Below are 21799 nucleotides of genomic sequence, written 5' to 3' on the forward strand. Positions count from 1 at the left end.
GGCAGGCGGCCGGCGCACGGACCGGGGTCAGTCCAGCGGCTCCCAGGACCGCGCGGGCGTCAGCCGGTACCGGCGCCCGCCCTCGACGGTGCTCGGCGGCACCTCGACCAGGCCCTCCGGCGTCGACCGGGTCGGCCGCAGGGTCAGGCAGGCGGACCTGTTGGTGAAGGTCTGGGCGACCACCGTGCTGACGTTGACGCTCGACGGGCTGTCGACGATCACGCCCTTGATGAGCTTGGACGCGCCTTCCACCAGCAGCTCGCCGACGGTGCGCGTCATCGCGTTCAGCACCCCGAACTGGAGCTGGTCGCCGGACTGCAGGGTGAAGGTCACCTCCGTGGTCTCGGTGCTGGTCCGCTTCCACTCGTGCGAGTACCTGGCCTGGAAGGCGAGTTGGAAGGAGGCCGTCGCGCTGAGCTTGAGCTGGCCGGCGCCCGTGACGGTGCCGGCCACGTTCACCGAGCCGCCGTTGGCGGTCTCCGTGTTCGGCCCCTTGTCGGACGGCGAGGTCTTGTCGGTGTGGCTGCCGGTGGTGGTGTTGCTGGCGCCCACACTGCCCTTGACGTCCGTGGTGTTGTCGACGGTGCCCGTGAGCGTCGCGCTGCCGGAGATCTCGCCCGCCAGGTTGTCGGTGGTGCTGGACTCCAGCGTCACCGTGCGGGTGACGGTGATCGGCATGTCGGTGCAATTGATCGCCCCGTTGCCGACCGAGGCCACCGCGGTGGTGAACTCCCGCGACAGGCCCGGGATGACGCGGAACGAGCACCCGTAGCCCTGCCCGCAGCCGCGCGCCAGCGCGGGCGCGTCCGCGAGCGGGGTGTCGCCGTCGAAGGCCTGCGCGGCCGCCGGTTCGGCCTCCCCGTCCGCGGCGAGGGCGGGCCCGGCGCACAGCGCCAGCACGGTCACGAGGGCGGCGGGCACCGCCGCCCGGCGCTTCACCGCTGCTCCCAGGTGCCCTGGGCGGTGCGGACGTGCACCGCGTCCGGCGCCCGGCCGAAGCGTTCCGGCGGGAGCTCGACCGGCCCGGCGTCGAGCGCGCGGGTCGGAACCGACCGCAGCGACAGGCACTTGTCCTTGTTGGAGAAGGTCTGCGCGACGATCGAGCTGGAGTTGACGGTGGAGGGGCTGTCCACCGTCACGTTCTTGATCAGCTTGGACAGGCCGTTCACCAGCAGCTCGCCGACCGTCCGGGCGGAGGCGTTGGCCACCCCGAACTGCACCTCGTCACCGGACTTCACCCGGAAGGACACCTTGGTGGACTCGGTGGTCTGGGACTGCCAGGTGTGCGAGAAGGAGGCCTTGAAGGCCGACTCGAAGCTGGCCTTGGCGCCCAGGTGCAGGGCGTTCGAGCCCTCCACCGTGACCGGGAACTCGGCACTGTTCTTGCCGGTGTCCTCGGTGGACGGGCCCTTGTCCTTGTTCGGCCCGTACTGGGTGACGCTGTTCTCCGTGCCGGGCTTCACCGTGCCCGAGGCCGAGACGGTCACCGTGGTGTCCACCCCGCCCTCCAGGGTCGCCTTGCCGGAGATCTCGCCGCCGATGTTGTCGGTGCTGCTGGTCACGAAGGTGACGGTGCGTTCGACGAGCATCTCCCCGTTGGTGCAGTTGATCGCCGCGTTGCCCAGCGACACCACCCCGCTGGTGAACTCGCGCGGCAGCCGGTCGTACATCCGGAAGCTGCACGCCGCGGGCTCGGTGCACAGGCGGGTGACCTCCCGGGTGGAGGCCAGCGGCCGCTCCCCGTCGAAGGCCTGCGCGACGGGCGGCGGCGGGACGGCGCCGGTGCCGTCGGCGGCGCCGCGCGGGGCCGCGCTGCTCGGGGCGGCGGACGGGGCCAGCAGGACTATCGCGGCCCCCGGGGCCAGCAGGGCGTACCTGGCGGTGCGCCGCCATCGCGTCGGGCGGGCGTGAACGACCACGGACACTCTCCTTGCGCGTCGGGCGAGTTGGAGCGGTTGCCGCATCCTCCGCGACAGTCACATCGTGGGCGAACGGTTGCCAGTCGACCGTCCGCCATTCGCCGCACCGGCGGACCCGGGCCGCGGCGCTCGGCGGAAGGGGTGACGGCCTGTCAGCAGCCGCGCGCGCCCCGCCCCGTCGGGAGGCCGCCGGCCCGGGCCCCGGGATCGGCGCAGCTCAGCCGGGCCCGCTGTTCGTAGGATGGGTGGAGCTCCTCCGGGAGGAACTCGCGCCGGAGGGGACATGCCGCAACACGCGAAGGACCGACTGATCGGGCGGAACCGCGAGCTGGCGGAGCTGGACCGCCTGCTGCACGAGGTGCGCGAGGGGCGCAGCCGGGTGCTGGTGCTGCGCGGTGAGGCCGGCGTCGGCAAGTCGGCGCTGCTCGACCGCCTGGCCGGGCAGGCGGCGGGGGCGCGGCTGCAGGTGGTCCGGGCGGCCGGCGTCGAAGCGGAGTCGGAGTTCGCGTACTCGGCCCTGCAGCGCCTGTGCGCGCCGCTGCTGTCGCACCTGGACCGGCTGCCTCCGGTCCAGCGGGACGCGCTGCGGGTCGCGTTCGGACTGAGCGCGGGGAGCCCGCCGGAGCTGCTGCTGGTCGGGATCGCGGTCCTCGGCCTGTTCGCGGAGGCCGCGGCCGGGTCCCCGCTGGTGTGCCTGGTCGACGACGCGCAGTGGCTGGACCTGATGTCCCAGCGGATCCTGGCGTTCGTCGGGCGGCGGCTGGACGCCGAGTCGGTGGCGCTGGTGTTCGCCGAGCGGATCACCGGGGGCCCGGACGAGGAGGGCTTCGCCGGGCTGCCGGACCTGGTCCTGGGCGGGCTGGCCGACGCCGACGCGCGGGCGGTGCTCGACGGCGTGCTGCCGGGGCCGGTCGACGCCCGGGTGCGGGACCGGATCGTCGCCGAGACCGGCGGCAACCCGCTCGCCCTGCTGGAGTTGCCGCGGGGCCTGTCGTCGGCCGAGTTGGCGTTCGGCTTCGGCGGGGTCGGGGCGGGGCCGCTGGCGACCCGGGTCGAGGACGGCTTCCGGCGGCGGGTCGACGCGCTGCCGGCCGACACCCGGGCGCTGCTGCTGGTCGCGGCGGTCGAACCGGTCGGCGACGGGCCGCTGTTGTGGCACGCGCTGCGCCTGCTGGGCATCGGGCTGGAGGCCGCGGCGCCGGCCGAGGCGGCGGACCTGATCACGCTGGGCGCCCCGGTGCGGTTCCGGCACCCGCTGGTGCGCTCGGCCGTGTGGCGCGGCGCGGACGCCGCCGCCCTGCGGTCGGCGCACCGGGCCCTGGCCGAGGCCACCGACGCCGAGCGCGACCCCGACCGGCGGGCCTGGCACCAGGCGCACGCCGCGGTCGGCCCGGACGAGCAGGTCGCCGCCGCGCTGGAGTGCTCCGCCGACCGGGCGTTGGCGCGCGGCGGCCGGGCGGCCGCCGCCTCCTTCCTGGAGCGCGCCGCCGCGCTCACGCCCGACCCGAAGGACCGGGCGCGCCGCGCGCTGGCCGCGGCCGGGGCCCACCTCGCCGCGAGCGCGCCGGCGCGGGTCCCGGACCTGCTGGCCGCCGCCGAGCTGGGGCCGCTGGACCCGTTGCAGCAGGCCCACGCCAGTCGGCTGCGGGCCAGGGCGTCGGCGATGACCGACCCGGGACGGGGCTCGGTGGAGCCGCTGCTCGACGCGGCGGGCCGGCTCCGGGACCTCGACCCGGCCGGTGCGCGGGAGACCTGCCTGGCCGCGTTCGGCGCGGCCGTCTGGGCCGGCCGGCACGAGGCGGGCGGGCTGCGGCGGGCCGCCGAGGTCGCCCGCGCGCTGCCGCCCGGCGACGAGACGGCGGACGTCTTCCTGCGCGCCCTGGTCGCGTGGACGGTGGACGGCCCGGTCGCCGCCTTCCCGCTGCTGGCACGGGCGCTGCGCGCCCTCGACGACGAGGAGCAGCTGGCCGTGCTGTGGCCGGCCGCGAACGCCGCCGTGGAGCTGGGCGACCTCCGGGCCTGGCTGGACGTCACCGACCGGGCGGTCCGCTTCGCCCGCCGGACGGGCACCCTGTCGATCCTCTCGACGGCCCTGCCCTACCGGGCGGCCTCGCTGGGCTTCGCCGGGCGGTTCGCCGAGGCCCGGGACCTGCTGGCCGAGGCCGCCGCGGTCGAGCAGCCCGCGGGCGTGGCGACGCGGATGGTCTCGACGGCGCTGATCAGCGCGTACGGGGGGCGGGAGCGGCCGACCCTGGAGCTGGTCGAGGCGCTGGAACGTGAGGGCGGGCGGCGCGGCCTGGGCCGGCTCGACGGCATGGCGGCGTGTGCGCGGGCGGTGCTCCACAACGGCCTGGGCAACTACCCGCTCGCCCTGGAGGCCGCGCTCCGCGGCGGGGAGTACCGGGACCTGGTCGTGCACCACTGGACGTGCAGCGAGCTGGTCGAGGCCGCGACCCGGGCGGGCGAGCCGGCCGTGGCGGCCTCGGCGCGCGAGCGGCTGGCCGACTGGGCCCGGGCCGGCACGCCGTGGGCGCTCGGCGCGCTGGCGGTCGCCGACGCCCTGACCGGGGCGCCCGAACCGGCCGAGGACCGCTACCGCGAGGCCCTCGACCAGTTCGCCCGCGGCGGCCTCGGCGTGTTCGAGACCCGCACCCGGCTGCTGTTCGGCGAGTGGCTGCGCCGCCAGAACCGGCGGGCCCAGGCCCGCACCGAGCTGCACGCCGCGCACGAGGCCGCCGCGGCCATGGGCATGGAGGCGTTCGCCGAGCGGGCCCGGCGGGAGCTGCTGGCCACCGGGGAGACGGTCCGCCGGCGAACGCCCGGCGCGCCGGTCCTGACGCCGCAGGAGGCGCAGATAGCGCGGCTCGCGGCGGCCGGGCACCCGAACGCGGAGATCGGCGCGCAGTTGTTCCTCAGCCCTCGCACGGTCGAGTGGCACCTGCGGAAGGTCTTCGCCAAGCTGGGCGTCTCCTCCCGCCGGGAGATCGCCGGCGCCCTCGCCGACCGGTGACCGCCGCCGCGGTGTGACGGCGGGTCAGCGGGTGGCGCGGGCCGCCTTCTCGATGACGCCGGCCACCAGGTCGGGGTGGGACACCGCGACGGAGTGCGAGGCGGCCACCTCGGTGGTGTGCGCGTGGGCGCGCTCGGCCATGAACCGCTGGGCGGCGGCCGGGATGTTGAGGTCCTCGGTGGTGACGACGTCCCAGCTGGGGACGGTCTGCCAGGCCGCGGCGGTGGCCGGCTCGGTCAGTGCGGCCTGGGCGATCGGCCGCTGCGTCGCGGCCGCCAGCGCGGCCCGGTCGGCGGGCACGTCGGCGGCGAACTGGGCCCGGAAGGCGTCCTGACGGATGTACAGGTCGGTGCCGGTGGTGCCGTCGGCGGCGGTGAACGGCACCGGGTCCAGCGTGCCGGACAGGGTGGAGCCGGGGAACCGGCCGGTCAGCTGCAGCGCGCTCTCGCCGGGCGCGGGCAGGAACGCGGCGACGTAGACGAGGGCCCTGACCCGCGGTTCGCCGACGGCGGCCGCGCTGATCACCGAGCCGCCGTAGGAGTGGCCGACCAGGACGACGGGGCCCTTGAGGTGGGCGAGCAGGCTGCGCAGCGCGGCGGCGTCGGAGGCCGGGCCGCGCAGCGGGTCGGCGGCGGCGACCACCGGGTAGCCGTCGCGGCGCAGCGCGGCGATGACGCCGTCCCAGCTGGAGGCGTCGGCGAACGCGCCGTGCTCCAGGACGACGGTCGGCTTCGGGGCGCGGTCGGCCGCCGGGTCGCGGGGCTGGGCGTCGGCGGTGCCGGCGACGGCGAGCGCGCCGACGGCGGCGGTGGCGAGCAGGGCGGCGAGGCCGGTGGCGAAGCGGCTGCGGCCGTTCTCGAGGCGGGACATGGGAGTTCACGCTCCAGGGGTGGCGGACGGTGCGGTGGGTTCGGCGGTCCCCACGGTGGCCCGCGCTGCGGCTCGGACGCATCGGTCATGTGACTCCGCCTTCGGCGCGGCCGCGACGAGCACTGACTGAGCGTCAGGTGACTGATGTGCGGGCGCCGGCGCGGCGGCGACAGTGGGGGCGCCAACCCCGAGCTCCGAGGAGAGATCATGAAACGACGGTTCCTGGCCGTCGCCGCGGCCTGCGTCCCGCTGGCCGCCGCCCTGTACGCGCCGGTCGGCGCGTCGGCGGACACCCTGGCGGGCGGCCCCGCGTCCTTCACCTGCGCCTCGCTCGCGGTGCCCGCCCCGGCGGGCACCGCGGTGGAGTCGGTGACCGCGGCCGGTGTTCCGGCCGGCACCTTCCAGGTGCCCGGGGTCCCGCCGCTCGGCGGCTTCCCGGTGGCCGACGTCCCGGCGCACTGCGAGGTGACGGTGACGCTGACCCACCCGGGCGCGAACGACCACGCCAAGGTCGACGTGTGGCTGCCGCAGGCCGGTTGGAACGGCCGCTTCCAGGCGGTCGGCGGCAGCGCCTACGCCGCCGGGGACAACGGCGCGGGGCTCGCGGCGGCCGTCAAGCAGGGCTACGCCGCCGCCACCACCGACGCCGGTGTCGGCGGGGCGCTGGACACCGCCTGGGCGCTGGACGCCTCGGGACGCGTCGACACCGCGCTGCTCGACAACTTCGCCTCCCGCTCGGCGCACGAGATGGCGCTGGTGGGCAAGCAGGTGGTGGCGGGCGTCTACGGGCGGGCCGCGTCCTACGCGTACTGGAACGGCTGCTCCACCGGCGGCCGCCAGGGCTACCTGGAGGCCCAGCGGTACCCGAAGGACTTCGACGGCATCAACGCCGCGGCCCCGGGCATCAACTGGAACCAGTTCGAGGTCGCCACCCTGTGGCCGCAGGTGGTGATGAACGAGGCGCACACCTACCCGACCGCGTGCGAGTTCGACGCCTTCAACCGGGCCGCGCTGGCGGCCTGCGATCGGCTCGACGGCCTCGCCGACGGCCTGGTCGCCGACCCGGGGCGGTGCGACTTCGACCCGCGGCGCCTGGTCGGCACCCGGCTGGTGTGCGACGGCCGGGAGGTCACCGTCACCGCGGCGGACGCCGAGGTGGTCCGCCGGATCTGGGACGGCCCGCGCGACCCGGACGGCAGGAGGCTCTGGTACGGCCTGCCGGTCGGCGCGGACTTCCGCTACCTCGCGGCCAGCAAGACCGACGAGAACGGCGTCACCACGGGCGTGCCGTTCGTCGTGCCGTCGGTGTGGGTCGCGACCTTCGTGCAGAAGCAGCCCTCGTTCGACACCGCGCACCTCACCTCCGCGCAGTTCGCCGAGATCTTCCGCAAGGCCCGCGCCGAGTACGACCGGGTCATCGGCACCCGCGACGCGGACCTGTCGGCGTTCCGCGACGCCGGCGGCAAGCTCATCACCTGGCACGGCGAGGCCGACCAGCTGATCCCCACCGCGGGCACGGTGGACTACCGCCGGCGGGTGGACGCCCGGTTGGGCGGCACGCAGCAGGTCGACGACTTCTACCGGCTGTTCCTGGCGCCGGGCGTCGCGCACTGCGGGCTGGGCGGCGGCGCGGTCGACGACCTCGCCGCGCTGACCGCCTGGGTCGAGCAGGGCAGGGCCCCGGCCGTGCTGCACGCCGAGCTGACCACCGCCACCGGCACGACCGTCGCCCGCGAGCTGTGCCGCTACCCGATGGTCTCCCGCTACAGCGGCCACGGTGACCCGGCCGCCGCGAGCAGCTTCCGCTGCGTGCAGCCCGCGCGCGGCTGACCCGCGGGTCCGGGTCCGCCCCCGCTCGGGGGCGGACCCGGCCGCACTCACAGGCCCAGGTCCGCCGCCAGGCAGGAGAACCTGACCGCCAGGGCGTCGGGGTCGTGGGCCTGCGGCGGCCGACGCACCGTCAGCACCGGCTTCTCCTCGACCAGGTCCGCGGCGGCGACCCGGGGCGGGAGCGCGCCGAACCGGGCCCGGCGGACCTCCGCCGCCTGCTCGGGGGTCACAGCCGGTCCGCGTCGACGACCGCCTGGGCGAAGGCCGTCGGCGCCTCCTGCGGGGCGTTGTGGCCGATGCCCGGGAGCACCCGGTGCTCGCACGGGCCGGTGAACAAGCCCCGGTAGGACGCGCCGTCGGTGGCGGCCAGGAACGGGTCGAGGGCCGGGTCCAGCGTGATGGTCGGCACCGTGACCGGCGGCCGCGCGGCGAGCCGCTGCTCGTAGCGGTCGTAGCACCGCTCACCGTCGGCGAGGCCGAGGCGCCAGCGGTAGTTGTGGATGACGACGGCGGCGTAGTCGGGGTTGTCGAACGCCGCGGCGGTGCGCTCGAAGGTGGCGTCGTCGAAGTCCCAGCTCGGCGAGACCTCGTCCCAGACCAGCCGGCACAGGTCGTGCCGGTACTGCGGGGTCTCCATGGCGGTGCGGCCGCGGTCGGTGGCGAAGTAGTACTGGTACCACCAGGTGTGCTCCGCCTTCGGGGGCAGCGGGTTGAGCTGCGCGGCCACGTTGGTGACGAGGTATCCGCTGACCGACACCAGGGCCCGGACCCGCTCCGGCCACAGCGCCGCGAGGATGTCCGCGGTCCGCGAGCCCCAGTCGAAGCCGGCCAGCACCGCCCGGTCGATCCCCAGCGCGTCCATCAGGGCGAGCACGTCGAGCGCGATCGCGGACTGCTGGGCGTTGCGGACCGTGGCCGGCGACCGGAACACGGTGGTGCCGTGGCCCCGCAGGTACGGCACGATCACCCGGTAGCCGGCGTCCGCCAGCAGGGGCGCCACGTCGACGAAGCTGTGGATGTCGTAGGGCCAGCCGTGCAGGCAGATCACCACGGGGCCGTGCTTCGGGCCGGCCTCGGCGTAGCCGACGTCGAGCACGCCGGCCCGGACCTGCCGCAGGTCGGTGAAGGCGGTGTGGGTGCCGGGGGCGGTGGGCGGGATCTCGGGGGCGCCGCCGCGCCGCTCCGAGTCGGCGGCGAGGGCCGCGGCCGGGCGCAACACCGCTGCGGCGCCCACGCCGAGGCCGACCGCCTTGCTGAACGTACGCCTGTCGATCATGGTGGTTCCTCCTGGATGCTCGTCGGCTCCTCCACTGTTCTTCGGCCACCGGCCGCGACGCATCAGTCACATGACGCCCAGTCACCCGGGGGCGCAGCGCGGATCCGCCGGGCCGCCGCCCGCAGTCATCCGACTGTTTCCGCGCCGCGCGGGCGCGGTGATCCTGGACGCAGCGCCGCACCGCCGGCGGGTAGCCGTGTGCTGTCGGAAGGACTGGCCGTGAAGCAAACCCCCGTCGTCCTGGTCCACGGGGCGTGGTTCCACCGGTCCTGCTGGGCGCCCTGGGCCGAGCGGTTCGGCGCGCACGGCTACGCGGTGCGGGTGCCGGCCCGGCCCGGCGAGGCCGCCACCGTCGAGCAGGTCCGCCGCGATCCCGGCGCGCTGGACGGGCTCGGGCTGGCCGCGCTCACCGCGCACTACGAGCGGATCGTGCGCTCCCTCGACGAACCGCCGGTCCTGGTCGGGCACTCGTCCGGCGGCCTGATCGTCCAGCAGCTCCTCGGCGCGGGGCTCGGCCGCGCCGCCGTGGCCCTCGCCCCGCTGCCGTTCGGCGCGCCGCCGGCCGGTCCGGGTCGGCCCGCGGGCACGGCGTCGCTGTCCCGGGCCCGGTTCCGGGAGCTGGTGGCGAACGCGGTCGACGAGCGGGAGGCCGCGGCGCTCTTCGACCGGTACGCCGTCCCCGCGCCGCCGCGGCTGCTCGCGGACCTCGGACTCGGCCCCGCCGCCGGGCCGGCCGACGCCGTCGTGGACACCGCCAACGAGGCGCGCGGCCCGCTGCTGCTGGTGTCCGGTCAGGAGGACCGGGTGGTCCCGGACGCGGTGACCCGCTCGGTCTACAAACGCTACGGCGACTCCTCCGCCGTCACCGACCTGAAGCAGTTCGTCGACCGGGGGCACTCGCTGGTGTTCGACGGCGGCTGGCGCGCGGTCGCCGACCACGTCCTCGGCTGGCTGGCCGCCAATGGCGCCCGGGCGCTGGGCGACTGACCGGACGTCAGGTCCGCGGGGCCTCCCCGGTACGGCTCAGCGCGTCGCGCAGCGCCGCCCGGGTGGTGATGCCGAGCTTGGGGAAGACCCGGTAGAGGTGCGAGCTGACGGTGCGCGGCGACAGGTGCATCCGCTCGCCGATCTCCTTGTTGGTCAGGCCGCCGGCGGCCAGGTCGGCGATGCGGCGTTCCTGCCAGGTCAGCGCGGCCAGGCTCGGCGTCGAGGCGCGCGGCGGCGCCCCGGCGGCGCGCAGTTCGGCCCTGGCCCGCTCGCTCCACCCGGCCGCGCCCAGCCGTTCGAACGCCTCCGCGGCCGCGACCAGGTGCGGCCGCGCCGCCGCCGGGCCCTGCACGTGGCGCACCCGGACGCCGTGCGCCAGCCGGATCCGGGCCAGCTCGAACGGGAAGCGGGCGGCCTCCGGGTGGGAGACCGCCCGGGCGAACATCTCGGCGGCCTCCCGCTCGTGCTCGGCGGTCATCGCCAGCGCGCCGCAGGTGATCAGCTCCAGCCGGGGCGAGACGGCCGGCAGGCCGGCGTCGCGGGCGGCGAGGGCGTGCGCGCGGGCCTGCTCGACGCGCCCGGTGTGCTGCGCGGCCTCGACCAGGTCCAGCAGCGTCCGCGAGGCCTGGTACGCGTACGGCCGGAAGGTGCCCGGCTGGGTGATGCCGAGGGCGTGGAGGTAGGCGGCCTCGTAGTCGCCGGAGCTCAGCGCGGCGGTCGCCCCAACCGCGTCGGCAGCCTGGGTCAGGAACCCCACGCCGCGCGGCCGGGCCCAGGCGTCCACCTCGGCCTGCAGGTCCCGGGCCGCGCCGGTCCGCCCGCGCAGCGCGGCGAGTTGGGCCAGGTAGGCGCGGCTCTGGGCGGCGAACAGCTGGTGGCCGTGCTCGGTCGCGAGGTCCAGGCCGCGCCGGCCGGTGGCCTCGGCCTCGGCCCACTCGCCGACCGCCAGCTGGTCGAGCATGACCAGGTGCAGCATGACCATGCCGACGGCCACCGCCCCGGTCTCCAGCTCGCGGTCCACCACGCGTTGCAGGTGCGGGCGGTACAGGCTCAGCAGGTCGAGGTGGTAGGCGGCCGCGCCCAACCGCGTGACGTCCCACGGCTCCAGCTCCGGGAGCAGCGCGGCGGCCCGGCGCACCGGCCCGGCCAGGTCGGCGGCGCGGCGGGTCACGTCGCTCCAGGCGCCGCCGTACAGCGCCGAGCGCTCGGTGACCCGGCCGCCCAGCGAGGCGAGCAGCCGGTGGGTGCTCTCCCAGGACGCCTGGTCGCCGCTGTACTGACTGATCGCCAGGAGCAGGTTCACCAGCCTGGCGAGAACCTCCTCCCCCGGCCCGTCGGCCGGCCCGGCGTCGCGCAGCCGCTCGATCGCGGCCGACACCTGACGGTGCGTCGAGCGGACGTCCCCGTCCTGGTAGAGCGCCCGGTAACCGTCCGTCAGCACCGCGGCCGGCGAGCGGGTCGAGCCGGGCGCGTGGTCGGCCAGGACCAGCCGGTGCGCCTGGCCGAGGCGGGCGGCGTGGGCGGCGACGAAGGCCGCGTCGGCGAGCCGCCGGGACCGGTCGGCGCCCTGCTCGCTGAGCTCGGCGGCCCGGGTCAGCCAGGCCACGGCGGCCAGGGCACCGCCGCGCCGGGTCGCCGAACCGGCCGCCGCCTCCAGGACCTCGGCGACGTCCTCGTCGGGGTCGACCGTCGCCGCGGCCAGGTGCGCCGCCCGGCGCTCCAGGTCGTCCCGGTGGACCTGCGCCAGCGTCAGGTGCGCGGCGCGGCGCTGGTTGGGCGTGGCCAGCCGCACGACGGCGGAGCGCACCAGCGGGTGGCGGAAGACCGGCTCGCCGGTCGGCCCGTCGACGTCCAGCAGGCCGGCGGCCACCGCCGGGTCGGCGTCGCGCATCCGGTAGCGGGTGCCGGGGAGGGCGTCGGCGCCGCTCGGGGTGCCGGCGCCGTCGAGCGCGCCGAGCAGCAGTTCTGCCCGCACCCGCTCGTCGAGCGCCGTGATCCGGGCACCGAACAACTGGTGCAGCCGCCGCGGCAGCGGCACACCGGACGGACCGGCGAGGTCCTCGACCGGGAGGTCGGCGAGGTGGGCGGGCAGCTCCAGCAGGGCCAGCGGGTTGCCCCGGGCCTGCTCCAGGACGATCCGGCGGGCCCGGCCGCCCAGGTCCGGGTACCGGAGGTCCAGCAGGCGGGCCGCGTCCTCGTCGGCGAGCGCGGCGACCGGCAGTTCGGGCAGCGCGGCGGTGTCGAACCGCGACGGGACGTCCGCGCGGACCGCGACCAGCAGCCGCACCGGGCCGCCCGCCAGGCGGCGGCCCACGAACCCGCAGACGTCGGCGCTGGCGTCGTCCAGCCACTGCCCGTCGTCGAGGACCAGCAGCAGCGGCCGCTGGGCGGCGGCGTGCGACAGCAGGCCGAGCACGGCGATGCCGAGCGTCATCACCGACGGCGGGTCGCCCTGCGTGCCGCCGAACACCGCGTCGAGCACCGCCCGGGCGGCGGCGTCCGGCCCGGGGTCGGCGAGCAGCGGGTGCAGGAGCTGGTGCAGCCCCGCGTAGGGCAGTGCGGACTCCGCCTCCACCCCGGCCGCCCGGACCACCGCGTGGCCCTCCCGCTCGGCCAGCGCGGCGGCGTGGCCGAGCAGCGCGCTCTTGCCGACGCCCGCCTCGCCGCGCAGGACGAGCGCCCGGCCCGTGGCGGACCTCGTGAACTCCGCGAGCTGCGCCTGCTCGGCCGCGCGGCCCACCATCGTCGTGACGCCGGATTCCATGCCCTGTCCCCGTTCTGACCCCGTGTCGGCTTCCGTCGGCGCCGCTCAGCCGTCGAGCCCGGCGGCGCGGGCCATGTGGGCGGCGTACCAGACCGGCCAGTCCTCGTCCCGGTGGCCGAGCTCGACCTCGTACCCGTGGTGGGCGAGCGCCGCGTCGCGCAGCGCCGCCTCCAGCTCCTCGGCGGAGCGGTAGACCACGTGACCGATCCGGCCGGGGCGGCGCGTGGTGACCTCCTGCAGGACGAAGGTGTTGCCGTCCGGGTCGGCGAACGACGCGAACGAGCCGTACGACTGCCGCGCCGGGTGCGGGCCCGCCACGCGCTCGGCGTCGCCGGCGTGGTGGAAGACCCCGCCCGCGTCGTGGAAGACCTCGCTGACCTCGACCCCGGCGGCGGCCAGCTCGGCGCGGGCCGCGACGACGTCGTCGACGACCAGGTGCACGCCGCGCTCGGAGCCCGGCGCCGCGTCCGTGACGCCGCTGCCGATGATCAGCGACGCGGCCGAGCCGGGCGGGGTCAGGTGCACCACCCGGAACCCGCCGGGGCCCGCGTGGTCGACGTCCTCGCGGAACCCGATCCGCCGGTAGAAGGCCTTGGCCCGGTCCACGTCCGACACCGGGACGACCACGACCTCGATCTTGAACTCCACTGCGCGGCTCCTTCGCCTCGGTGGACGCCCTCGCGACGTCCACCGCTCACGATCCCCGGACCGCAGGCCCGTCGAGCCGGTGTCGACCACTGGTCGGCCCGTGGCCCGGGTACCGGCCAGTGGTCGGCACCGGCTCGACGGCGGCCCGCCACCGCGAGGCTGGGGGCAGCCGATCAGGGCACCGACACCAGGAGCGCAGGGAACACCCCATGACGACCATTCACTTCACCGAGCGGACCACGGCCACCCCGGAGCAGTTCGTGGCGGTCCTCACCGACTTCGGGCCCGGCCGCCGGGAGCTGTTCCCCAACAGCGCCGACGAGTACCTGCGGGTCCACGCGGAGGGCGCCGACCACGCCGACGTCACCGAGGGGTCGGGCGGCGTGTGGGAGCGGCTGCGCTACGACTGGTCCGATCCGCACCGCGTGGTGATGACCACGGTCGACTCCAACCTGTGGGGCGGCGCCTCCGGGCACACCTACACCTTCACCCCGCAGCCCGACGGGTCGACCCGGCTGGACGTCGTGGTGGTCCGCGAGGGCCGGAACCTCAAGGGCCGGGTCACCGGACTGCTGCTGGGCAGCGTCGGCAAGGGCCTCCTGCACAAGGCCCTGAAGCAGACCATCGCCGCGGTCGAGGCGCGCCACCTGCCCGCGCACCCGTGACGCAACGGCGGCACCGCCCGCTCCACCGACGGTCGGCTCGACCACCGCCTGGCCATCCCCAAGGAGCTGGGCGGGGCGGGCGACGCCACCAACCCTGCGAGTTCCCGCTGCAGGCCACGCCGGCCCCGCGGCTCGGCGGCGTCGACCAGCGCACCGCGGAGGAACTCGCCGAGGCCGCCCACGGGATCTGCCCGTACTCCAAGGCGACCCGGGGCAACATCCCCGTCACCCTGCACGCCACCGCCGTCTGAGCGTCCGTCACCCCGGAGGGAACGCAGAGGCCGGACCCGCCACCCGAGGACCCGCCGGACGCTGCTGGGCGTGCTCGGCGCCACGTCCTCGCCCGGGCCGTCGTCGCCGTCCCGGCGGGGCGCGTGCGCCGGGCCGCCCGGGATCCGGAAGCGCGGCGCCGCATGCCAACCGGCCACGTCGCACCCTCGCGCCTGATGAACTTCCGTCGCTGTAGTGGTTTTTGACCATTCGTTATGCACGCCTCCCTTCACGGCGGACGCCCCGAGCCGCCAGGCTTCGGACTGTTTCACCGCGACGCGCGATCGGCGCGTCCGGGTGACCGGGAGGACCGCACCGTGCCCAACAGGCAACGACGCCGACTGCTCATGTGCGCCGTCACGCTGACCGCGCTCGGCCTGACCACCAGTCAGGCCATCGCCGCCCCCGCTCCCTCGCCGCGCCCCTGGCAGGCCCGGCACCTGGCCGAGATCGGCCACCAGCACGCCCAGAAGACCGCAGCCGGCCCGGCCGCCCCGCGGTTCGGCGCCAAGGCGGAGGGCGGCGGCGAGGACGGGGGCGACGAGGCGGAGAACTCCGCCGAGGCGACCGAACAGTTCACCGAGGCCCGCACCGCACCCGGCGTGGTCGCCCCGGGCGCGTACGGCGCGGCCTGGGCGCAGCTCCAGTCGATGCCGCGCACCGGCGGCTCCTGGGACCACGTCACCGGCAAGCCGTACGACTCGGACGACCCGCGCTACCGCGACGTCAACTCCAACTCCAGCGGCGGCGCCGGCAAGGTCACCGGCCGGATCACCGGCATCGCCGCCGACGACGACGGCTACGTGTACGCGGGCGGCGCCAACGGCGGCGTCTTCCGCTCGCGCACCGGCGGCGGCAACTGGCAGGCCATCTCCGACCGGTTGCCCTCGCTGTCGACCGGCGCCCTCGGCCTCGACGGCTCCGGGCGGCTCTGGTACGCCACCGGCGAGTCCAACACCGGCGCCACCTCCTACGTCGGTACCGGCGTGTACCTGCTCGCCGATCCGAAGCACGGCGAGTTCCAGCCCGGCGGCCGGGTCGGCGGCGCCGAGCTGGAGTCGACCACCATCCACGCCCTGCGCTTCGCGGGCGACCGGGTGTGGGCCGCCACCAGCCGGGGCGTGTGGAGCCACTCCACCACCACGCTGTCCGGCCCGTGGACGCTGGAGTTCGCCCCGAACCCGAGCTTCCTGCCCGGCGGCGCGGACGCCAAGGCGCCGAACGCCCCGTACAAGAACATCGTCAACGACGTCGCCGTCGACCCCAGGGACCCGTCCAAGGTCCTGCTGGCCGTCGGCTGGCGCAGCGGCGACGCGTACAACGGCTTCTACGCCAAGGCGGCGGACGGCAGTTGGCAGCGCGTCGGCTCGCTCGGCGAGCTGCCGAGCGGCGCCGGCGACGTCGGCAACGTCACCTTCGCCCGGTCCGCGGACGGCTCGCGCTACTACGCGATCGAGCAGTCGCCGACCAAGCTGGCCACCGACCCGGACAGCGGCCTGCAGGGCGTGTACGTCTCGAAGTCCGGTTCCCCGTTCGGGCCGTGGACGCTGATCGCGGACAAGGACACCCTCAAGGGCTCCGGCTCGGCGCTGCAGGACGACGGCTACCAGCCCGGCATCCAGTCCTGGTACAACCAGTTCCTCCAGGTCGACCCGAACGACGCCGACCACGTCTACCTGGGCCTGGAGGAGGTCTTCGAGACCAGGAACGGCGGCGCCGCCTGGACCACCCCCGGCCCGTACTGGAACTTCGGTTTCGCCTGCTGGTCGATCGACCCGGCCAAGCAGACCGGTGACTGCCACCCCACCACCCACTCCGACCAGCACGCGGTCGCCATCGGCAGCTACCACGGCCGGACCAGCGTGTACGTGGGCAACGACGGCGGCATCTACCGCCGCCCGGTGAACGGCGCGGCGGACGCCGACGGCCACGCCACGGACTGGACGTCCCTCAACGACGGCACCATCGACACCCTGCAGTACTACTCGGTGGGCGTCGGCGCCGACCCGGCGGGCCACGGCGTGGTGGTCAGCGGCGGCCTGCAGGACAACGGCCAGTCGGTGCTGCGGGCCCGCGACAAGGTGATGGGCTCCGACTTCGGCGGCGACGGCGCGGACACCCTCGTCGACCCGCGCAACGGCTGCGACATCGCCGAGGAGTACGTGTACCTGGCGATCGCGGTCACCCAGAACTGCGCGGTCAACGACGGCTCCTGGACCACCGACCCGGCCAAGGCCACCAGCTACTCGGTCGCCCCGCCGGACAACGAGCTCGGCGGCGCCGGCGCCCGGTTCATCGCGCCGATCGCCACCGACGACAGGAACGTCGACAGCTGGGTCGCCGGCGGACGCCACGTCTGGGTTCAGGACAAGGGGTTCGCGATCCGCAGCGGCGAGGAGTGGAAGGCCGCGTACGACCTCGGCGAGGGCCACGTCGCCACCGCAGTCGCCGCCTCGGGCGGCACCGTGTACGCCGGCTGGTGCGGCCCCTGCAACAACCAGGGCTTCACCCGGGGCATCGCGACCGGCAACGCCGACGGCACCGGCTGGCACCAGCTCGACCTGCCCGTCGACGGCGCGCTGCCCAACCGGTACGTCTCCTCGCTGGCCGTCGACCCGGCCGACGCGAAGCACGTGTACGTCGCCTTCAGCGGCTTCTCCCGGGCCTGGACCGAGGGCCCCGGCGCGGGCATCGGCCACGTCTTCGAGAGCCGCGACGGCGGGGCCCACTGGACCGACGTCTCCGCCGACCTGCCCGACGTCCCCGCCGACTCGCTGCGCCTGCTGCCCGACGGCGGCCTCGCGCTCGGCACCGACCTGGCCGCCTTCTACCGGGCCCCCGGCGAGCGGAACTGGAAGGTGATCGGCGCCGACCTGCCCACCACCACGGTGATGCAGCTGAAGACCGGCCCCGACGGGCAGCTGTACGCCGCCACCCACGGCCGCGGCATCTGGTCCTTCGACCTCCGCCGCCTCGGGCGCGGCCACCGCGGCCTGGACGACTGAGCACGTTCGGAGTACCGAGAGGCCCGGGGGGTGTCCCCCGGGCCTCTCGGCTGTCGCGGGAATTCCCGCTCCGCCGTGCGATCGGGACCTCCCGTGCGGGGGCGGAGTCGTTCCCGTGGATGACCCATTGCCCATTTCCGAGAAGGATTTTCCTCGGCCGGGAGTTTGTTCCGCGCGGGCCCGTCGATTCTGCGCGAGCCGTTGACTGCGGCCCGTCATCGCTGCTTTTCTTCCGATCGTGCTCGCGCCGGAGCCGTCAGGCCCGGCGGCACGGCACTGGTTCCGCGGCACCACCATCGCTCTGCCGCACCACCGTTGACGCCTCGTCACGTTCCTTCGCGTCAGCTCTCACGGCACCGCCGGCACACGCACGGGCCGACCCACCGCGTTTTCTCCCGCCCGTGTCCGTGCCGTACCCCGTCATGCCACGAGCCGTCACCCGGACCCACAGGCACCCGGGACGGCAGGAGAGAGGATCCCCCCACCGATGGGCATTCCCCGTATCCGGGCGACCCGACGGCTGGCCCTTGCGGCCGTCGCGTCGCTGTCCCTCGTCACCGGCGCGCTCGCCGCCACCGGCGTCGCCCAGGCGGCGAACGAGCCGGTGTCGCCGCAGAGCGGCTCCGTCGCCAACCCCTACAGCCCCGCCTACCAGCACCCCTACCGGCACGGCGTGGTGCCGACGTTGCAGCAGCACGCCAAGATGCAGGAGTGGGCGGCGGGTCAGGCGACCCCGAACGTCGCGACCGGACCGCAGACGCTGTCGTACGGCGGCGGCATCGACGGGATCGGCGTGCAGAGCGGCCACTCCAAGGTCTACCTGGTGTTCTACGGCACGCAGTGGGGCACCCAGACCACCGACGGCAACGGCAACGCGAAGTTCTCCGGCGACTCGGCCGGGGCGGCGGGCGCCGCGCAGCAGATGTTCAAGGGCATCGGCACCGGCAACGAACTCTGGTCGGCCGACCTGACCCAGTGGTGCGACGGGCCCAACGTGGCTGTCGGTGCCACCAGTTGTCCCTCGAACGCCAACTTCGTCCCGTACCAGAGCGGCGGCGTCCTCGCCGGCGTCTGGTACGACAACGCGGCCGCCTCGCCGGCCGCCGCCAGCGGCCACCAGCTGGGCGTGGAGGCCGTCAACGCCGCCGCGCACTTCGGCAACACCACGGCCGCGGCCAACCGCGACGCCTACTACGTGATCCTCTCGCCGCACGGCACCAACCCCGACAACTACCAGAACCAGTACTGCGCCTGGCACGACTACAACGGCGACACCACCCTCACCGGCGGTGCGGTGAACTCGCCCTACGGCGACATCGCCTTCTCCAACCAGCCGTACAACATCGACTCGGGCGCGGGCTGCGGCGTGGGCTTCGTCAACTCGCCCGGCACCCTCGACGGCTGGACGATGACCCTCGGCCACGAGTGGCACGAGATGATGTCCGACCAGAACCCGGCCGGCGGCTGGACCAACCACGTCTCGGGCAGCTCCTACAACGGCCAGGAGAACTCCGACGAGTGCGCCTGGCTGTCCCCCGGCACCACGGGCGGCGCGGCCAACATCACCTTCGGCACCTTCGGCACCTGGGCCGAGCAGGCCAGCTGGTCCAACGACACCAACTCCTGCGCCATCTCCCACCCGATCGTCGGCGGCCAGACCGGCAACACCGTGACGGTCACCAACCCCGGCAGCCAGAGCGGCAAGGTCGGCACCGCGGTGAGCCTGCAGGTCAGCGCCTCCGACTCGGCCTCGGGCCAGACCCTCACCTACTCGGCCACCGGCCTGCCGGCCGGCCTGTCGATCAACGCCTCCACCGGCCTGATCTCGGGCACCCCGACCACCGTCGGCACCTCCTCGGTCACCGTCACGGCCAAGGACACCACCAACGCCTCCGGCAGCGCCTCGTTCTCCTGGGCGGTGTCCACCACCGGCGGCGGCTGCACCCCGGCGCAGCTGCTCGGCAACGCGGGCTTCGAGACCGGCTCCGCCGCCCCGTGGACCACCACCAGCGGCGTGGTCGACAACTCCGCGTCCGAGGCCGCCCACAGCGGCTCCTGGAAGGCGTGGCTGAACGGCTACGGCTCGGCCCACACCGACAGCGCCGCGCAGACCGTCACCATCCCGGCCGGCTGCAAGGCCACCCTGAGCTACTGGCTGCACATCGACACCGCCGAGACCACCACGACGACGGCGTACGACAAGCTCACCGTGACCGTCAACGGCACCACGGTGGCCTCGTACTCGAACCTCGACAAGAACACCGGCTACGCCCAGAAGACCGTCGACCTGTCGTCCTACGCCGGTCAGACCGTCACCCTGAAGTTCAACGGCGTGGAGGACTCCTCGCTGCAGACCAGCTTCGTGATCGACGACACCGCGATCCAGACCAGCTGAATCTGACGCATCGTCAGCAGGAGTACCCGGGCCCGGCGGCCGTTCGGTCGCCGGGCCCTTCGCTGTGGAAAATCGCCCAAGAATCAGCAAAGAAATCCTCGCTAATTCCCCCTTGAGGGACTTCAACAGAGGTGCCGAGTTGAATACTGTTAATGCCCTGACGAGGCCGGACGCATTTCTCGCGCAGTTCCATTGACGGCCTGTCGGCGGTTCTGCTTTGCTTCAGCCGCAGACGGGCGGCCAACCCCACATGACGGGCAATCAGCTCGTCGGCCGACGCGCGGAGATCGTGTTCTCCCTTCCTTGCGCGCCCACCCGTCGGCTCCTGTCCACGCATTCGGCCGTTCCATGCCCACCGGTGTGCGGGCGGCCGGCAGAGAGAGGCTCCCCCACCGATGGGTAGTTCCCCCACGTTCCGGCGGACCAGGCTGGCGGCGCTCACCGGCGTCGCGTCGCTGACGCTCGCCGCCGCCGGGCTCGCCGCCACCGTGGCGCCCGCGCAGGCCGCCACCGCCCCCGACGCGCCGTCCGCGGCCGTCTCGGGGCAGGCGCACCACAACGCCGCCACCGCCGACTCCGGCATCTCCAACGAGTTCAACCCGTACAGCTCGGCGCTCACCCAGAGCACGATCCCGGGCATGAAGCAGTACGCGGCCAAGAAGCAGAACCTGCTCGCGCACCAGCTCCAGGCGGCGGCCACCGGCCAGCAGACCCTGTCGTACGGCGGCGGCGTCGACGGGATCGGCGTGCAGAGCGGGCACTCCAAGGTCTACCTGGTGTTCTACGGCTCCCAGTGGGGCACGCAGACCACCGACGCCAACGGCAACGCGAAGTTCTCCGGCGACTCGGCCGGGGCGGCGGGCGCCACGCAGCAGATGTTCAAGGGCATCGGCACCAACGGCGAGACCTGGTCGGCCGACCTGACCCAGTGGTGCGACGGCCCCAACGTGGCCGCCGGGGCGACCAGTTGCCCCGCCAACGCGAACTTCGTCCCGTACCAGAGCGGCGGCGTCCTCTCCGGTGTCTGGTACGACAACGCGGCCGCCTCCCCCGCGTCCGCGACCGGCCACCAGCTGGGCGTGGAGGCCGTCAACGCGGCCGCCCACTTCGGCAACACCACGGCCGCGTCCAACCGCGACGCGTACTACGTGATCCTCTCGCCGCACGGCACCAACCCGGACAACTACCAGAGCCCGACCCAGGGTTACTGCGCCTGGCACGACTGGAACGGCGACACCACCCTCACCGGCGGCGCGGCCAGCTCGCCCTACGGCGACATCGCCTTCTCCAACCAGCCGTACAACATCGACATGGGCGCCTCCTGCGGCGTGGGCTTCGTCAACTCGCCCGGCACCCTCGACGGCTGGACGATGACCCTCGGCCACGAGTGGCACGAGATGATGTCCGACCAGAACCCGGCCGGCGGCTGGACCAACCACGTCTCGGGCAGCTCCTACAACGGCCAGGAGAACTCCGACGAGTGCGCCTGGATCAAGCCCGGCCAGACCGGTGGCGCCGCCAACGTCAGCTTCGGCTCGTTCGGCACCTTCGCCGAGCAGGCCAGCTGGTCCAACGACACCAACTCCTGCGCCATCACCCACGCGATCCTCACCCACGGCACCACCAACACCGTCACGGTGACCAACCCCGGCGGCCAGTCCGGCACCGTGGGCACCGCGGCCAGCCTGCAGGTCAGCGCCAGTGACAGCGCGTCCGGCCAGACCCTGACCTACAGCGCCACCGGCCTGCCGGCCGGCCTGTCGATCAACTCCTCGACCGGCCTGATCAGCGGCACCCCGACCGCCGCCGGCACCTCCTCGGTGACCGTCACCGCCACCGACACCACCGGCGCCGCCGGCTCCGCCACCTTCAGCTGGACCGTGTCCGGCACCGGCGGCACCTGCACCGCCGCCCAGCTGCTCGGCAACGCGGGCTTCGAGACCGGCTCCGCCGCCCCGTGGACCACCACCTCCGGCGTGGTCGACAACTCCAGCTCCGAGGCCGCCCACAGCGGTTCCTGGAAGACCTGGATGGACGGCTACGGCTCCGCCCACACCGACACCGTCTCGCAGACCGTCACCATCCCGGCCGGCTGCAAGGCGACCTTCAGCTTCTGGCTGCACATCGACACCGCCGAGACCGGCTCGACCGCGTACGACA

At 74.8% G+C, this 21799-nt stretch carries 14 protein-coding genes and 1 pseudogene; 8 read left to right on the forward strand and 7 right to left on the reverse strand.

The genetic code is table 11. The features are described 5' to 3' along the window. Positions 1 to 27 precede the first annotated feature (27 nt). Both AB0K51_RS14335 and AB0K51_RS14340 read right to left on the reverse strand, forming a co-directional pair. Positions 28 to 939 carry a hypothetical protein gene (locus AB0K51_RS14335; protein WP_363454195.1) on the reverse strand — a complete coding sequence of 304 codons (912 nt, stop codon included), beginning with the start codon at positions 937 to 939 and terminating at the stop codon, positions 28 to 30. Then, the gene (locus AB0K51_RS14340) at positions 936 to 1919 is read right to left on the reverse strand and encodes a hypothetical protein (protein WP_363454196.1); all 984 of its coding nucleotides are present in this window, start codon (positions 1917 to 1919) and stop codon (positions 936 to 938) included. Before AB0K51_RS14340 ends, AB0K51_RS14335 begins: the two co-directional genes overlap by 4 nt. Positions 1920 to 2202: 283 nt before the next feature. Between AB0K51_RS14340 and AB0K51_RS14345 the strand changes: the two genes are divergently transcribed. Continuing rightward, complete coding sequence (locus tag AB0K51_RS14345) at positions 2203 to 4929, forward strand: LuxR family transcriptional regulator (protein ID WP_363454198.1); 2727 nt, start codon at positions 2203 to 2205, stop codon at positions 4927 to 4929. A 24-nt stretch (positions 4930 to 4953) separates the two neighbouring features. Here AB0K51_RS14345 and AB0K51_RS14350 read toward each other — a convergent pair whose 3' ends face one another. Further along, positions 4954 to 5799 carry an alpha/beta hydrolase gene (locus AB0K51_RS14350; protein ID WP_363454200.1) on the reverse strand — a complete coding sequence of 282 codons (846 nt, stop codon included), beginning with the start codon at positions 5797 to 5799 and terminating at the stop codon, positions 4954 to 4956. Between the two features lie 207 nt (positions 5800 to 6006). Here AB0K51_RS14350 and AB0K51_RS14355 point away from each other — a divergent pair, with 207 nt between their 5' ends. After that, a complete protein-coding gene (locus AB0K51_RS14355; RefSeq protein ID WP_363454202.1) occupies positions 6007 to 7629 on the forward strand; it encodes a tannase/feruloyl esterase family alpha/beta hydrolase in 1623 nt (540 codons plus the stop codon). A gap of 47 nt (positions 7630 to 7676) precedes the next feature. Here the strand turns inward: AB0K51_RS14355 and AB0K51_RS14360 are convergent, their stop codons facing one another. Together AB0K51_RS14360 and AB0K51_RS14365 are read right to left on the reverse strand one after the other, a co-directional pair. Beyond that, complete coding sequence (locus tag AB0K51_RS14360) at positions 7677 to 7859, reverse strand: hypothetical protein (RefSeq protein ID WP_363454204.1); 183 nt, start codon at positions 7857 to 7859, stop codon at positions 7677 to 7679. Further along, complete coding sequence (locus AB0K51_RS14365) at positions 7856 to 8905, reverse strand: alpha/beta hydrolase (protein WP_363454206.1); 1050 nt, start codon at positions 8903 to 8905, stop codon at positions 7856 to 7858. Before AB0K51_RS14365 ends, AB0K51_RS14360 begins: the two co-directional genes overlap by 4 nt. A 219-nt stretch (positions 8906 to 9124) precedes the next feature. Here AB0K51_RS14365 and AB0K51_RS14370 point away from each other — a divergent pair, with 219 nt between their 5' ends. After that, positions 9125 to 9892, forward strand: coding sequence for an alpha/beta hydrolase (locus AB0K51_RS14370; RefSeq protein ID WP_363454208.1), 768 nt, complete (start codon positions 9125 to 9127; stop codon positions 9890 to 9892). Positions 9893 to 9899: 7 nt separating this feature from the next. On the opposite strand, the gene AB0K51_RS14375 is transcribed toward AB0K51_RS14370, so the two are convergent. Next, the gene (locus tag AB0K51_RS14375) at positions 9900 to 12656 is read right to left on the reverse strand and encodes an AAA family ATPase (RefSeq protein WP_363454210.1); all 2757 of its coding nucleotides are present in this window, start codon (positions 12654 to 12656) and stop codon (positions 9900 to 9902) included. A 45-nt stretch (positions 12657 to 12701) separates the two neighbouring features. Further along, complete coding sequence (locus AB0K51_RS14380) at positions 12702 to 13304, reverse strand: VOC family protein (protein WP_363454212.1); 603 nt, start codon at positions 13302 to 13304, stop codon at positions 12702 to 12704. Positions 13305 to 13513: 209 nt separating this feature from the next. Between AB0K51_RS14380 and AB0K51_RS14385 the strand changes: the two genes are divergently transcribed. The 5 genes and pseudogenes from AB0K51_RS14385 to AB0K51_RS14405 form a co-directional block, all read left to right on the forward strand. Next, positions 13514 to 13969, forward strand: coding sequence for an SRPBCC family protein (locus AB0K51_RS14385; RefSeq protein ID WP_363454214.1), 456 nt, complete (start codon positions 13514 to 13516; stop codon positions 13967 to 13969). After that, positions 13970 to 14220, forward strand: a pseudogene (locus AB0K51_RS14390) (osmotically inducible protein OsmC); the annotation flags it as partial. Between the two features lie 366 nt (positions 14221 to 14586). Further along, positions 14587 to 17244: a glycosyl hydrolase gene (locus tag AB0K51_RS14395; RefSeq protein WP_363454228.1), complete on the forward strand. Its 2658-nt coding sequence runs from the start codon at positions 14587 to 14589 to the stop codon at positions 17242 to 17244. Positions 17245 to 17731: 487 nt separating this feature from the next. Next, complete coding sequence (locus AB0K51_RS14400) at positions 17732 to 19639, forward strand: putative Ig domain-containing protein (protein WP_363454216.1); 1908 nt, start codon at positions 17732 to 17734, stop codon at positions 19637 to 19639. Positions 19640 to 20034: 395 nt separating this feature from the next. After that, a partial coding sequence (locus AB0K51_RS14405) for a putative Ig domain-containing protein (protein WP_363454218.1) occupies positions 20035 to 21799 on the forward strand: 1765 nt, incomplete at its 3' end.

The sequence above is a fragment of the Kitasatospora sp. NPDC049285 genome (genome assembly GCF_040678815.1).
GTDB lineage: Bacteria > Actinomycetota > Actinomycetes > Streptomycetales > Streptomycetaceae > Kitasatospora.

Excerpts from the sequence above, each read along its gene's own strand:
- AB0K51_RS14365 (WP_363454206.1), bottom strand. The coding sequence starts at position 8,905 with ATGATCGACAGGCGTACGTTCAGCAAGGCGGTCGGCCTCGGCGTGGGC.
- AB0K51_RS14345 (WP_363454198.1), top strand. The coding sequence starts at position 2,203 with ATGCCGCAACACGCGAAGGACCGACTGATCGGGCGGAACCGCGAGCTG.
- AB0K51_RS14355 (WP_363454202.1), top strand. The coding sequence starts at position 6,007 with ATGAAACGACGGTTCCTGGCCGTCGCCGCGGCCTGCGTCCCGCTGGCC.
- AB0K51_RS14350 (WP_363454200.1), bottom strand. The coding sequence starts at position 5,799 with ATGTCCCGCCTCGAGAACGGCCGCAGCCGCTTCGCCACCGGCCTCGCC.
- AB0K51_RS14400 (WP_363454216.1), top strand. The coding sequence starts at position 17,732 with ATGGGCATTCCCCGTATCCGGGCGACCCGACGGCTGGCCCTTGCGGCC.
- AB0K51_RS14375 (WP_363454210.1), bottom strand. The coding sequence starts at position 12,656 with ATGGAATCCGGCGTCACGACGATGGTGGGCCGCGCGGCCGAGCAGGCG.
- AB0K51_RS14385 (WP_363454214.1), top strand. The coding sequence starts at position 13,514 with ATGACGACCATTCACTTCACCGAGCGGACCACGGCCACCCCGGAGCAG.
- AB0K51_RS14395 (WP_363454228.1), top strand. The coding sequence starts at position 14,587 with ATGTGCGCCGTCACGCTGACCGCGCTCGGCCTGACCACCAGTCAGGCC.